13 protein-coding genes are annotated in these 14,836 nt (G+C 36.0%); all 13 read right to left on the bottom strand.

Going from position 1 to position 14,836, the window contains the following annotated elements:
* Positions 1 to 170: 170 nt before the first annotated feature.
* Entirely contained in the window at positions 171 to 2,243 is a 2,073-nt protein-coding gene (locus tag PHP06_08425; GenBank protein MDD3840585.1) for a beta-galactosidase trimerization domain-containing protein, read from the bottom strand.
* A gap of 40 nt (positions 2,244 to 2,283) precedes the next feature.
* Entirely contained in the window at positions 2,284 to 3,477 is a 1,194-nt protein-coding gene (locus PHP06_08420) for an acetate kinase (GenBank protein MDD3840584.1), read from the bottom strand.
* 24 nt (positions 3,478 to 3,501) lie between these two features.
* Positions 3,502 to 4,668 (bottom strand): aminotransferase class I/II-fold pyridoxal phosphate-dependent enzyme, encoded by a 1,167-nt coding sequence (locus tag PHP06_08415; protein ID MDD3840583.1) that lies wholly within the window; start codon positions 4,666 to 4,668, stop codon positions 3,502 to 3,504.
* Between the two features lie 57 nt (positions 4,669 to 4,725).
* Positions 4,726 to 5,799, bottom strand: a complete 1,074-nt coding sequence (locus PHP06_08410; protein MDD3840582.1) for a uroporphyrinogen decarboxylase family protein — start codon at positions 5,797 to 5,799, stop codon at positions 4,726 to 4,728.
* Between the two features lie 18 nt (positions 5,800 to 5,817).
* Complete coding sequence (locus PHP06_08405; protein MDD3840581.1) at positions 5,818 to 6,651, bottom strand: carbohydrate ABC transporter permease; 834 nt, start codon at positions 6,649 to 6,651, stop codon at positions 5,818 to 5,820.
* Positions 6,651 to 7,589, bottom strand: a complete 939-nt coding sequence (locus PHP06_08400) for a sugar ABC transporter permease (GenBank protein MDD3840580.1) — start codon at positions 7,587 to 7,589, stop codon at positions 6,651 to 6,653. The genes PHP06_08405 and PHP06_08400 overlap by 1 nt, the downstream gene beginning before the upstream one ends.
* 53 nt (positions 7,590 to 7,642) lie before the next feature.
* Positions 7,643 to 8,968 carry an extracellular solute-binding protein gene (locus PHP06_08395; protein ID MDD3840579.1) on the bottom strand — a complete coding sequence of 442 codons (1,326 nt, stop codon included), beginning with the start codon at positions 8,966 to 8,968 and terminating at the stop codon, positions 7,643 to 7,645.
* A gap of 64 nt (positions 8,969 to 9,032) precedes the next feature.
* Positions 9,033 to 10,139 (bottom strand): uroporphyrinogen decarboxylase family protein, encoded by a 1,107-nt coding sequence (locus PHP06_08390; GenBank protein ID MDD3840578.1) that lies wholly within the window; start codon positions 10,137 to 10,139, stop codon positions 9,033 to 9,035.
* An 8-nt stretch (positions 10,140 to 10,147) separates the two neighbouring features.
* Positions 10,148 to 10,840, bottom strand: coding sequence for a FadR/GntR family transcriptional regulator (locus tag PHP06_08385; GenBank protein ID MDD3840577.1), 693 nt, complete (start codon positions 10,838 to 10,840; stop codon positions 10,148 to 10,150).
* A 131-nt stretch (positions 10,841 to 10,971) separates the two neighbouring features.
* A complete protein-coding gene (locus PHP06_08380; protein MDD3840576.1) occupies positions 10,972 to 11,355 on the bottom strand; it encodes a RidA family protein in 384 nt (127 codons plus the stop codon).
* Positions 11,356 to 11,413: 58 nt separating this feature from the next.
* Complete coding sequence (gene ilvA / locus PHP06_08375; GenBank protein MDD3840575.1) at positions 11,414 to 12,622, bottom strand: threonine ammonia-lyase; 1,209 nt, start codon at positions 12,620 to 12,622, stop codon at positions 11,414 to 11,416.
* 232 nt (positions 12,623 to 12,854) lie between these two features.
* Entirely contained in the window at positions 12,855 to 14,210 is a 1,356-nt protein-coding gene (locus PHP06_08370) for a radical SAM protein (GenBank protein ID MDD3840574.1), read from the bottom strand.
* 83 nt (positions 14,211 to 14,293) lie between these two features.
* Positions 14,294 to 14,737 carry a MarR family transcriptional regulator gene (locus PHP06_08365; GenBank protein ID MDD3840573.1) on the bottom strand — a complete coding sequence of 148 codons (444 nt, stop codon included), beginning with the start codon at positions 14,735 to 14,737 and terminating at the stop codon, positions 14,294 to 14,296.
* Positions 14,738 to 14,836 lie beyond the last annotated feature (99 nt).

Below are 14,836 nucleotides of genomic sequence, written 5' to 3'. Positions count from 1 at the left end.
ATGCTAGCAAATCAACCGATAAATATCTAATAAAATACCTGAAGATTTATAAACCTTATAAATCAAAGCATACAATTATTTGAAGGTTTGCCTTGATATATATCGCCTTATTTTGTATGTGAGTAAATGTCTATAAAACAAAACTGGGGGTAGCATTGTCCCCCCCAATTCTATTCCATGTAATCTATTTTTATTACCTGATGAATACCTATATCAGGCAACTTTATTTTATAAACATCATCCAACTTTTCTACCTTAAGCTGAACATTATCCGGATAAACAATATGTGCACTTTTTATCTCCCTAAAATTAGAGTTGACAACCAAAGTACCTCCATCAACAGCTATATCATGTCCTCCTGTCATCCTACACATGTTTGATACCTGATGTATGATCAGCTCTTGTCTGTCTTTTCTATCAAAATATGACATCTTCAATATATTCATATTTTCAGTGGACAGGCTCAATTTAGGTTTTTGTATATATTGCTCTGTTATCCCTTTAAAGAACTTTTTGATCCAATTGAATCTCTCATTTTCCATGGAAAGAAAATCAAATGCCGTGTATAGAACTATGCCTTTCCCTATATTGTTTATGGTCACAGCAGGGTATTCAGTCAATTCCCCTGGTGGTGGACTCCACCAGTTCACCCATTTGTCCATTGTAACCTCTGTTGAAGGAAGAATATAATTTGCAATTGTTTTTGCACCTTCTGTTTTTATTTGATGCCATAACTTTGAAACGGGTGGTGTAGTGTCCGGCATGTATTTCCATACATCATCATCATTCAGCTTTAAGTATGCTCCCCATCCGTTGTCAACATATTTATCACATGTTCCTATATAACTGCATGCATAGATGTCTGATAATGAAAAGTCATCCAAAACATCACCATTTTTATCATAGAGTCCTGTTTCACCACAGGCTATCACAAATCCACCGTTTTCTACAAACCTTTTTATATTCTGCTTTAATTCATCATTTATATAGTATACATTGGGCAATATCAGCATTTTATAGTTCATCAATTCCTGATAACAAGCATCCTGTTCCGGCAGTATATTCCATGGTATCTTTGAATAATCACAGAGTTTCATAGCCCCCAGCAAGGCTCTCCTGTGCTCATTTCCTTGTTTGGCTTTGAGTATAGCATCAGGTATTATTTTATCAAGCTTTATATTTGCAGCTTTATCGCTCTGTAGTATAGCTATTTCTTTTACCGGTGATCGTTGACCTAAATATTTTTGGTACCTTTTCACTTCTTTATAGGCTGCACCCATTCTTTTTGCCTCTTCATGTTCTAATGTACCGTCTATGTGTTGAGACCCACTGTATATACATGCCTTACATCCTTGAGCTGTTATTTCTGCGATATCCAGAATATAAATGTTTTCAGGTTTATAATCATAAATTCTGGATTCTTCACCTGGCCCTAACTGGGGATATCTGCCTACAGCAGTATCTCGCGCATAGGCAGCAGACAACCAGTTCCCCGCCCAGGGTTCGGAAAATTGATAATCCAGCATATCCCTTACATCTTTAGTATAATGACTGGAAAAGTTTATAGTTATAGCTAAAGAGGGATCAATTTCCTTTAAAGTAGATTTTATCAGTTTTAAGAATTCTTTTGTTTTAAGGTCTAAAAATTCCAGTATATCTCCCTTTTTATCCATAATGGATCTTTCATCTCTAGGCAGATCATAACCATATATATCCTTAAACTTAGCAAGACAGGACGGACAATAGCATAATGAGGCACCAAGTATATCCAGAAAAAGACTATCCGGCTGGTAATTGGATACAATCTCTTTCAACTGTTGTATACAATATTCCCTATATCCTGTCTCATAACAGCATAACCACCATTTAGCGAATTCATCTATCCGTCTGAGGGGCTGGCCATCTTTATCTATTATCCTCCAGTCCGGATGACTTATCCCGGCATGGTTATCATATTCTATACAATAATAAGCAGTAAATTCAATATCATTCTTTGTTAATACCTCTTTTAGCTCTGCAATCCAGTCCTGTTTTAAACCTGGGTGTTTCTTTCCTATTTTGGTATTATAATATGCTGCTCCCCAATGATCCTTGCAGTACAATATTAAACTATCGATATTGGCATTTTTAAAAAATTCCTCGTATTCTTCTGCATTTAAGTTATCAAAAGTCACAATAGGCGGATCGGGAGAATGATGGTCTATTAAATAAGACCTATACGTTGTTTTGTATTTATTTGACATTAAGTCGACCTCCTCCTGTTTCGATGTGCAATAGAAACTTTTATACCACTCTTTTAGTTTCTAATGCTATCATTAATTCTTCATTTGTAGGCATAACAATCAGCTTTACCTTGGAACTTTGGGATGATATAACAGCTTTTTGACCTATTGCTTTCTGGTTTTTATCCATGTCAATATTGATTCCCAGGTAATTCATCCCATTGCATATATCCTTTCTTATGGTAGGAGAATTTTCACCTATACCGCCGGTAAAAACAACGATATCCACTCCATCCATGGCTGCTGTATAAGCACCTATATATTTCTTTACTCTGTAAACAAAAATATCTATGGCTAGCTTGGCTCTTTTATTGCCGTCTTTAGCCTTTATCTCTAAATCTCTAAAATCACTGCTCACACCCGATATACCCAAAACACCAGATTTCTTATTCAACAAGTTATCAATCTGTTGTACAGTCAGATTTTCCTTTTTCATCAAAAAAGTGATAACTGCAGGATCTAGATCCCCAGATCTGGTGCCCATCAAAACACCTTCCAATGGGGTAAAACCCATGCTAGTATCGATGGATTTGCCATCTTTTATAGCGGTTATACTGGATCCGTTTCCTAAGTGACATGTAATTATTTTAAGACTTTCAAGGGGCATCCCCACCATCTCTGCAGCCTTTTGAGCTACATACTTATGGGATGTTCCGTGAAAACCGTATTTTCTTATTTTATATTTTTGGTATGTCTCATATGGTATGCCGTATAGATAAGCCTTTTCAGGAATAGTCTGATGAAAGGCAGTATCAAAAATACCTACCATTGGCACCTCCGGCATCAATTGTTTGCATACTTCTATACCAATTATATTAGGAGGATTGTGCAAGGGCGCCAATTCACTACATTCCTTCATGGTTTCCAATACTTTTTCATCTATTTTAACCGCCCCTGAAAACCTTTCTCCTCCATGTACAGTCCTATGTCCTACAGCAGATATCTCTTCTAGTGACTTAATAACACCATATCTCTCATCTGTCAACATATTCAACATCTCATGAACAGCCTGCTTGTGATCTTTTATATTCTTTTGAATTATTATTTCATCTTGTCCTGACACTGTATGCTTTATGCTGGAATCCTCTATACCTATTCTCTCTACATTTCCTTTGGCTATTACTGTCTCATCTTCAATATCTATGAGCTGATACTTTAAAGAAGAACTGCCACAATTGATTACAAGAATATTCATAAAATGTATACCCCCATTAGTCAGCTAAATCAATGATAACGCTCTATCTAAATCATCTATCAAAATCTCTGTTTCCTCCAGCCCTACTGCGATTCTGATCAATCCCACAGGCATACCCCACTTTTGTTCTAGCTGTTGGTCATCAAGATATATGGATTCAGCTATTACCAAGCTCTCAAAACCACCCCAACTAACACCTATATTAAAAACTTGCAAGGCGTCAATAAGCTTTGCTACCTTTTGTCTATCATTTTCTATCTCAAAACTCAAAAGACCGCTAAAGCCTCTCATCTGTTTTACGGCCAATTCATGTTGAGGATGGCTCTTGAGTCCTGAATAATTCACCTTTCGTACTTTAGGATGTTGTTCCAGAAATTCTGCCACCTTCATCCCGCTTTGCTGATGCTGTTTCATTCTCACAGCAAGAGTTCTCAAGCCTCTTGTCATAAGCCATGCTTCAAATGGACCTATAACTCCTCCAAGAAGATCATATTCATTCTCCACTATCCGTTTTATCGTCTTTTTGTCGCTTACTACAACTCCTGCGACTATATCACTGTGACCTCCAATATATTTTGACGCAGTATGCACTACAATATCTATTCCTAATTTAAGGGGATTCTGAAAAATAGGGGTGGCCCATGTGTTATCTATTATTGTCTTTATCCCTTTGCTCTTTGCAAGTTCAGCCACTGCTTTAATATCCTGAAGCTTGAAAGTCATGGAAGTAGGGCTCTCTAAATAGATCAGCTTTGTATTCTTCTTTATTGCCCTTTCAAATTCTTCAATACTATCTCCTTGAACTGCCGTATATTCAATCCCAAACCTAGCTAGATATTCAGTGACAAATCTGTAGGTGCAGGGATATGAATGTCTGACAATTATCACATGATCCCCTTTTTCTAAAAAAGTAATGATTGCAGCGGAAATAGCAGCCATCCCGGAGGAAAAACACTTTGCCGCCTCTCCTCCCTCTAACTGGGCAATCTTCTTTTCTGCCACTTCCACTGTTGGGTTGTATCCTCTTGTATAGATATATCCCTCTACTTCTTTTCGCACCTGTTTTCTAAGAGCTTCAGTATCGGGAAAAACAAAAAGACTGTTCTGATATATCGGAGGTATAACAGCTCCATGAAACTCTTGATAATCATCGCCTGTATGTGAACAAATCATAGATGCCTTTTTCTCCATGTTTTTCTCCTCTTTCGCAATTAAAATTGATCAATACTTTTAAGCATATTTCAAATATTATCTATATTCTCCCAAACTATCATAATACCCATGATGTTTTGCAGTTTGATACATAGTAACTATATTTTCTACCGGTATTTCAGGCAATAGCTCTTGACTTGAGTTTAATATAAACCCTCCTCCTGGGGCCAGAGTTTTTATCCTTTCAATAACTTCATTTTTTACGTCTTGCTTTGTCCCAAAAGGCAGCGTCTTTACTGTGTCTATACTTCCACATAACACAAGCTTATCCCCGAACTGTTTCTTTATCTGATAGGGATCCATGCCTTTTGCCGATACTTGAATAGGATTTAGTATCTCAAGGCCAAGTTCCAATAATCTGGGTATTATCTTTTTCACCGCACCACAGGAATGCTGCATAACCTTATACCCATAATTTTTAGCCTGATCATATATCTTTTTTGTCCTTGGGCCAATAAACTCATCATACATTTCTATACTTATAATCAGATTTTCCTGTGTCCCCAAATCATCTGCCATGAAAAATATATCCATCTTATCCCTTACAGCTTCAAACAATCTTTTATCTGCTTCTAGATAAAAGTCGGTGGCTTTGTCCAGTATATAGTGAGCAAGTTCCGGGTTTGTATACATAGTTATCAGGAAATTCTCCATACCCATCAATTCATAGCCTATATAAAATATCGGTCCCCACATACCTCCATATATACAATAATCCCTATAAAAGGTATCACAATAACTCACAAATGCATCTACATCTATATCGTCGGGATTAGGCCATGGATAATCCTTGACATCATCTATTGTCTGTACATCCTTGAGTGGATGATAAATAGATGTGCCGCCCCATTTGCATGACTTGCCCACCCCCCACATATTGTAATATACCGTTTTATCACTTTTATCCCATTTTAAAGGACCCAAATCCTGAAAACATGTAGGGGATTGCCTAAAATCTACTTCAAATTCTTTCAATAGTTGTTCTTTGCATTTGAATCCAAAATGTTCCAAAAGCTTTTCAAGTGCTTCATCTACTGCCCAAAAATCTATAGCAATACGATCGGCCTCTTGGTGATTTATTATTCGTAGAGCTCTTTCCTTAGAGTTCATATATAAAACCTCCTTTTATCAGCCTTTCACAGCCCCTGCGGTAAGACCTTGAACAAGATACTTTTGTATAAAAACAAATAATATAACTGCAGGAACAAGCGCTATTGCACCGGCAGCTGTCATCCTTCCCCAGTTTACATCAACCTTCTGAATAAACATATTTATTCCTACAGGAATGGTTTTTACAGCCTCACTATTGATAAACATAAGGCTAAAGAAATATTCATTCCATGCAGATATAAATGCGAATACAAATGTTGCAACTATACCTGGAAGCATAACAGGAACCACAACCCTGAAAAGTGCTTCTACCCTGGAACATCCGTCTACCATAGCAGATTCTTCTATAGCATTAGGTATACGCTTAAAAAACCCTATTATCATAACTGTACAAAAGGGAACCGATATTATGGTATAAGAAATAATCAAACTATATAGTGTATCAATCAACCCTAGATTCCTAAATAAAATAAACAACGGTACTATCAATACTACTATAGGTATCATTTGAGTCACTAAAAATAGTAAAAGGGTTATATTTTTACCTTTAAATTTAAACCTGGATAAACTATATCCGGCAAATATAGCCAGTATAACAGTCAATATCCCAGCTGTTACAGCTACAATGAGGCTGTTTTTGAAAAATACCGGAAAATCAGTAGTGCTCCATACTGCTGCATAATTTTCAAAAGTAAAATTTTTAGGCCAATATTGTATAGGTATTGTCACTGAATCTTTTGCAGGTTTAAATGAAGTTACCAAAAGCCAATAAATAGGGAATATAGCTATGATTAAAAATATCCCCAGACCTATTATCTTTAATATTTTTTCTGATGTTGTAGTCTTTTCCATTAAAAATCACCTGCCTCTTCAAATTTGCTAACAGTAAGATATATCAAAGTATATATAGCTAAAAATATTATAATAACAACAGCTATCGCTGAGGCTGAACCAAAATCAAGTGCTGTATATGCTTTTTGGAATAAATACGTTGCCAATGTATGTGAACTGTTAGCAGGGCCACCATTTGTCATGACATAAATAATGTCAGCAGAATTGAATATCCATATCGCCCTAAGCAAAACAGTGACCAGCAGAGTGGGCTTAATAAAAGGCACTATTATCTTCCAAAATCTAGTCATCTTACTTGCCCCATCCATTTCAGCCGCCTCAAATATCTCGTTTGGTATTCCCTGAAGAGCTGCTAATATCATTATTGCGAAAAATGGTATCCCATACCATATAGCACCAGCTATAGGCCCTATCATTACTGTGGAAGGCTGTGATAAAAACGGAATGTTCTCCTGTATCAAGCCTAACTTAAGCAATAGATCATTTATTACTCCAAATTGAGCATTGAACATCCATCGAAACATAATACCTATCAAAAACCCGGATACAGCCCATGGAATAAACACTATCGACTGATATACATTTCTGCCCTTAAAGGGTTTCCATAACAATAATGCAAGTATAAATCCTAAAATAAATTGAATGATCAATGAGTAAAATACCCAAATCAATGTATTGACTGCAGCTTTGCCGAACACAGGATCATCGAAGATGCCCTTGTAATTTTCAAAATTATTAAAATAAATATTATGCTCCATAACCAAGTTATAATTCATAAAAGACATATATAAACTTTTTATAAAAGGATACCCGTAAAACAACACAACAAGCAAAACTGCTGGAAGTATAAACCAGTACGGCACCAAACTTTCTTTAAGCAAAGGACTCTTTTTCCTCACCTTGACATCCTTTTTTAATTTACTATCTTCACCTTTCACAACAAACACATCCTCCTAATATTATTGAGTTGACCGGGAAAACCCGGTCAACCTTATTTATTCTGCTTATCCCAGTTTGACTGTGCTTTTTCCATATAGTCTGCTAGATTCTTTGCTGTATCCTCAACACTTTGTTCTCCCATAACCATCTTTTGCAGCTCTGATGTTGAGTAGTTAGCTATAAAATCCGACCATTCAGGTAAATAGGAAGGGATCTTAGCAAATTCTACTTTATCGCTCAATATCTGCTCTAAATAAACTCCTGCCGGTCCTTCTGAGAAAGCAGGGTCATTTTCTGCTTCCTTATATATTGGAGTAAAGCCGGTAGCCTTGGTGAACTTCATGTTTTGTTCAGGAGAGTTCAAGAAGGATAACAATTTCCATGCTTCTTCTTTATGTTTTGAATGAGCTGACATAGCATAACCAGCCTGTCCGCTTGTATCATATGTCTTTCCAGATGTTCCTACAGGAAGCATAGCAGTGTCAAACTTTCCTTCTCCCATTTTTTCGTCACATATCTGTACAACTTCATTACTCTGGATCACAAGCCCTGTAACTCCTGTTGTGAATCCTGTAACACATTCTCTAAATCCCCAGCTTGTTGAATCTGTAGGTGCAGTATCCTTGTACAATGCTGCATATTTTTTCAATCCTTCTATTCCCTCTGGTGTGTCGAATACACACTCTCCATTTTCATCAAAGAAATCCGGAGAACCAACATGTGAAAGCATCCACATTATTGCATGAGTTCCTCCATAGGGACCACCCCTGAAAGCATATCCATATTTACCTTCATCTTTATTTGTCATAGCTTTCGCTACTTCATAAAACTCATCAGTTGTTGTTGGTGCTTCCATTCCTGTGGCTTCAAGCATTTCTGTGTTATAGTATACAGCTGTACCATAAAAACCATATGGTATCCAGTAAGCAGTATCATCAAGTGATCTTCCAAGTGTCAATACAGAATCAACTAAACCATCTTTATTTTCCCAATTTTCAATATATGGCTCTAAACTCTCTAGATGTCCACCTACTCCTAATGAACCTAACCATGAATCATTTAATTCAAATACATCTGGCAGTGCTTTTCCTGCTGCCATTGTAAGCAATTTATCTTTTGACTGGTCAACAGGTATTGTTTGGAATTCAACCTTTATATTTGGGTTTTGCTCTTCAAATTCACTGACCATTTCCTTTAATAGTTCTGTTCTTGCTTCATTTGGTAACGTTTCAGCAAAGGTTATTGTAACTTGTTCGCCTTTGTCCCCATCTTTTGTTTGTGTTCCATCTTCTTTTTTCTCAGCATTATTACCGCATCCTGCAAACAATGTTAAAACTAGTAGACATGCTAAAATTACACTAATTAGTTTCTTTGACATTATTTATCCTCCTTTTATTTTCTGTTTAAGCTTAATCTATATTATTTTTAAAATCCCGATTTAATTAGCTTTCCTCCTTTCCTCTCGGGATAATTGAATACTTACCATATTTCATGGCACATTCAATCATAGCTAAATAATTTTCAGGGGGTATACCTTCCATTATGCTAGAACTGGAGCCTAGTATATACCCACCTCCAGGTGCAACTTTATTAATATGCTTTATCACATCCTGTTGTATTTCTTGTTTTTCCCCATATGCCAACAGCACAGTTTCAATATTTCCATGTAGACATATTTTTTGTCCCCAAGCCTTTTTTAATTCATATATATTATTAGCACCTGGCTCAATAGGATGTACAGCATCAAAGCCTATTTCATCCAGAATGGGAAACACCTGGTCAAGCTTCCCGTCTGTATGATAGGTTAAAAGCTTCCTTGCCTTTTTAGCAGGTTCAACCAAAGCTTTCATTCTATTTAAATATAGTTCTTTGAACAATTCCGGTCTAACTATCAGACCACTAACAAAAGCAATATCATCATTTATAAATACAAAAGAACATTCATGATATTTTACTACCTCTTCAACTAGTTTTCTCTGATTTTCTACAAATATATCCATCAAAGTCTCTATCAATTCAATATCATCATAGAGCTTGAACAAAAAGTCCTGAAAACCTATAGCAAGATAGGTACAATCAAAGAATCCCGTTATACTAGGATATACCCCTATCTTTGTGCCACTCTTTTCTACTGCTTGTAAATATCTTTCAAACTTTTGTAACTGCTTTGTTATATCAGGCGGCTCACCTAATTTTTCTAAATCATCTTTTGATTTTATCTGTCCATCCACATAGTGAATGGTACCATCTTGAGCTTTTTTAAACACTTGAGCAGGATTCCAAGAAAAATTAACCCTTATAGCATCCATGCCAATCCTCTTTGCATATTCTATTGCATCTTCCGGCACCAAATCGTTACTTTCTTTTGAGCCATTATCCATTAGCTCAAATCTAGCTTTTCCATCCAGTACATACTGCATTACCTGCTCACTTGTAGTCCAATATTCTAATATAGGTACATAATCAGGCTCTCCATCGTTGGAAATAGCCTTGATAAGTCTAGTTATATCTGGTTCTCTATAAAATTTATTATCTATTAACCCTGCCAAAAAACCACCTACTTGTTTTCGTATTCCAGTATTGTTTTAATATCAAATCTTATCAATCTCTTGAAGATTCTAATGGCTTTCTTCTTGTCCCTATTCTTTATAGCTTCAAGCAGAGGCCTATGTAATGGCATGGAATCGATCAATATAGAATAGTCCCCTAAAGGCGAATGCCATAATTTATTGAAATAGTCGGTCATGGATTCAAGAATAGTTATCAAAACATCGTTTTTGCTTGCATAATATATAGCTCTGTGAAATTGTTCGTCCTCCATATTAGGGTTTATCTTGTCTTCCAACTTCGCATCTATTTCATCCATTATTTGTTCCATATTTTCAATCTCTTCATTTGTGGCATTTTCTATTGCTAACTCTATTGCCAGACCTTCCAGTACTTCTCTCACCTGGAAGAGCTGCAATAGATTAGGTTTTTCAATTGCTAACTGCATGTTTATCCCTTTAATGGTAGCGTTTGGGTTTTTCACAAATGCCCCTCTTCCATTTTCAACTTGAACTAAATTCACTGTTTCAAGCTTTCTTAAGGCTTCCCTCAAAGAAGATCTCCCTATCGAAAGCATCTGAGCTAGTTTTCTCTCTGAAGGAAGTTTATCACCGCTTTTTAGATCGTTGGATTTGATGTAATCCTCAATAATCTCAGCAGCGGTAGAATGTACATTCATTTTTTTTACAGGTTCCATATTCATTGCTAAACACCTTTCTTTTCCTAAAAACAGACATAACCGGTATTGTGGTCTGATAGGTTGTTTCTAAATTAATATATTCGACATAGTTTTAAAAAATCCTTCTTTTTTTTGAATTAATATCTATAATTTTTTTATCCAATTACTGCTATAGTTTCTATTTCCACACCTACATCTTTAGGCAATCTTGCCACTTCTACACATGACCTGGCAGGCTTATTTGAGCCAAAAAACTCTCCATAAACCTGATTTATCTTTGCAAAATCATTCATATCACTGATAAAAACTGTAACCTTTATTACATCTCCAAGGGTAGCCCCTGCAGCTTCCAAAATTTCCTTTACATTTTGTAAACTCCTCTTGGTCTGTTCTTGAATATCACCTTCCACCAGTTCTCCTGTAGCAGGATCAATAGGAATCTGACCAGATGTGAATATAAAATTACCAACCTTTACTCCCTGAGAGTATGGACCTATAGCCGATGGTGCTTTTTTTGTATTTATAATATTCTTTTGCATTTTTAAACCTCCTGATTTTTTATGTCCACGTGACAAATAATAACATTATTATATACCATTACTTACAAGGAATCATATACCCTTTTTCTTTTAATATATCTATCAAAACATGGATATGTTTTTGATCATTGGTCTCTAATACAAGTTCGATTTCTGCATAGCCTATAGGTATATCTTGATTTAACCTGTTATGATAAACTGACACTATATTTGCACCTGCTTTGGTTATGTTCTGCAGCAACTTTTGTAGTTGTCCAGGCTTATCCGGAATTATTGTCTTCAACTCCACTTTCCTGCCCGCTTTTACAAGACCTTTATCAATTATCCTAGCAAGCATGTTTACATCTATATTTCCTCCACTTACTACAGCTACAACATTCTTACCTTTTAAATTGATTTTATCATAAAGTAGAGAAGCAAATGCAGCTGCTCCTGCACCTTCTGCTATTATCTTTTGTTTTTCAAGCAAAGTGAGGATTGCATTAGCTATCTCGTCTTCTTCCACCGTTACAATATCATCCACCAAATCTCTTACAATACTGAAAGTCAATTCCCCAGGGGTTTTAACTGCAATCCCATCAGCTAACGTATTTACATTGTTCAACGTTACTACACTTTTTGATTTTACAGATTGATACATGGAAGCAGCATGGGCAGATTCTACACCAATAACCTTAACCGATGGTTTTATCGCCTTAATCGCACTTGCAATGCCAGAAATTAAACCTCCACCACCTATAGGTACTATCACAGCATCTACCTCAGGTAAATCATCCATAATCTCAATACCTATGGTACCTTGCCCTGCAATTACACAATCATCATCAAAGGGGTGTATAAATGTGGCTTTTGTCTGCTGCTGTATTTCTAAGGCTTTTTGATAAGCCTCGTCATAAACATTGCCATGAAGAACCACCTGAGCCCCAAAATTTTTAGTAGCACTCACCTTGGCAAGTGGTGTACCTAAAGGCATTACTATGGTAGACTTGATTCCATAATCAGTAGCTGCTAGGGCTACCCCTTGTGCATGATTCCCGGCCGAAGAAGCTATTACGCCTTTTTTTCTTTCTTGATCGGATAAACAGACTAATTTATTGTATGCTCCTCTTATTTTGAAGGAACCTGTCTTTTGTAAATTCTCGGCTTTTAAAAATACATTTACACCAATATCATCGCTTACTCTTTGACAGTGTATCAAATCAGTTTTACGTATAACGCCTGAAAGATTTTCTACTGCTTGCTCTATTCTTTCTATGTGTACCCTCACCTTTTCGCATCTCCTTTGACAGATCTTCTATATATTTATCTATAAATACCTACCATTTGGACTTAGTTCCAATTATAAAGTGGTCTGTTGGTCTGATAGGTTATGTTATTATATTCGACACTTTTTTTAAAAATCCTTCTTTATCTTTAAAAAAAATAAAAAATCCTATAGAACAGACTTTTAAAAAGTTGTCTGCTCTATAGGATATATTCTACATAAAAGCTATACTTTTTTATTGTTCAGAAGGGTGTCTCTCTTCCCACATATCATCTGCAACTTCTCCCCATTTATTGGCATATTGTTCATCCAACATATCAGCAAGTTCTTTAGGAGTATATTCTTGACCTACCTGTGTAGAATAGGCCTTTGATTCTTCCACCATTTTATTCAAACTTTGCGGGTTATCTATAAGAGGACAAGGTCTGAACATGTTGTCATTAAAAGGCTGACCCTTTCTATAAGCTTTAAATAATGGCGAATGCAACGCATCAAACAAAGATGTATCTTTTATGTTGCATGTAGCATAGTGTATAAAGGCACAGGGCTCTACATCTCCTCTAGCATTTATATGGAAATATCTTCTTCCTCCTGCTATACAGCCCCCTGAAAACTCGCCGTCATTCCAGAAGTCAATGGTAAATATTGGTTTAGTTTGCCTGAAATGCTGAATCTTTTCAAACACATGTTTTCTTTGTTCGGGAGTGGCCATTAAATCCAAGTTAGGATCTATTCCTACCGGAACATAGGTGAAATACCACAAGAAAACACATCCCTTTTCTACCAATAGATCTAGATATTCATCTGAAGTTACTTCATCTACATTGTGTCTAGTATAACATGTTGAACATCCGAAAACCAAGCCCGCATCTCTCATCTTTTCCATATTAGTTATTACTTTGTTGAATACGCCTTTGCCCCTTCTAGCATCAGTTGCTTCTTCAAGACCTTCCAAGCTGAATGCCAGTGCAAAATTTCCTACCCGTACCAAATCATCTATAAATTCGTCATCAATTAATGTGCCGTTTGTAAAAGCAAGGAATTGTACATCTGAATGTTTCTCAGCAAGTTTTATAAGGTCATTCTTTCTTACCAATGGTTCACCGCCAGAGAATATAACCAGATAAATCCCCAGTTCTTTTCCTTCCCTTATAACCCTGTCTAACACCTCATTATCCAATGAATCGGTCTTTGCATATTCTCCTGCCCAGCACCCTGTACATTTTAAATTGCAGGCAGAAGTGGGGTCTATCAATGTTGCATATGGAACGTTTATATCATGTTTATTAGATATTTCCCATTGCTTAGGTACTCCCAATAAAGCAGAGTTAATAAAAAAGTTTATCCCTAATTTATGCTTTACGTTTTTATCCAATCCTTTAAGCAGCCTCATAGCATACTTATACCAAACGTTTTCCGGATCGCTCATTAAATTCTTTATGTTTTGTATCGTCTTCTTATCTCCCTCCCTTCTCGCTACTTTTTCACCTAGATTCAGCAGCTTGACTAGGTTCTCTTCCGGATTTTTATCCATATAATTTATCGCTTGTTTAACAATCGGTCCTCCCAACATTTTAACTGCTAAACTCATACTAAAACCACCCTTCATATTTTAAAATTTTTAATATTTTATGAATTTTATAAACCAATAATAATTTATTGTTTTTGATGAATTCATCTGTTACTTTTTAAATTTTGGTTGAGTTTATCCAATATATCTTTAAATGAGGTTATTTCGGATTCTTCCAGTGAACTGATGATATTCTCTGTAATCTCCAGATTTCTTTTTTTTATCTCCTCAAATATCTGTCGACCGTCATTTGTAAGGTCAACTAACACCTGTCTTTTATCTTCACTCCCTCTGAACCTTTCTACATAATTTTTGCTGATCAGCCTTTCTACAGCGGTGACCGGGGTATTTACTGCAACACCTAAATCCGCTGCTAACATAGACATGGTTTTAGGACTCCCATCTCCAATGGTGTAAATAGTTTTTAATTCTGCAGATGTTAGACCCCTATTATTTTTAAACTCAAACCATTTCTTTTCTGCTGCTTCATATCTTTTAATCAGTCTCCTGATAAATTCGTCTATTGCATGAATCTTTTCCTGAGCCATTTGATCACCTCGTTATATTTCGAAGTTCGAAGTATTTATTTATATATTACACCCTACAAAAACTTTTGTCAATATTATTGTTTTTTTATTGTTTATAGC

The organism is Clostridia bacterium (genome assembly GCA_028698525.1).
Taxonomy (GTDB): domain Bacteria; phylum Bacillota; class Clostridia; order JAQVDB01; family JAQVDB01; genus JAQVDB01.
This window is presented reverse-complemented; position numbering and strand designations above follow the sequence as displayed.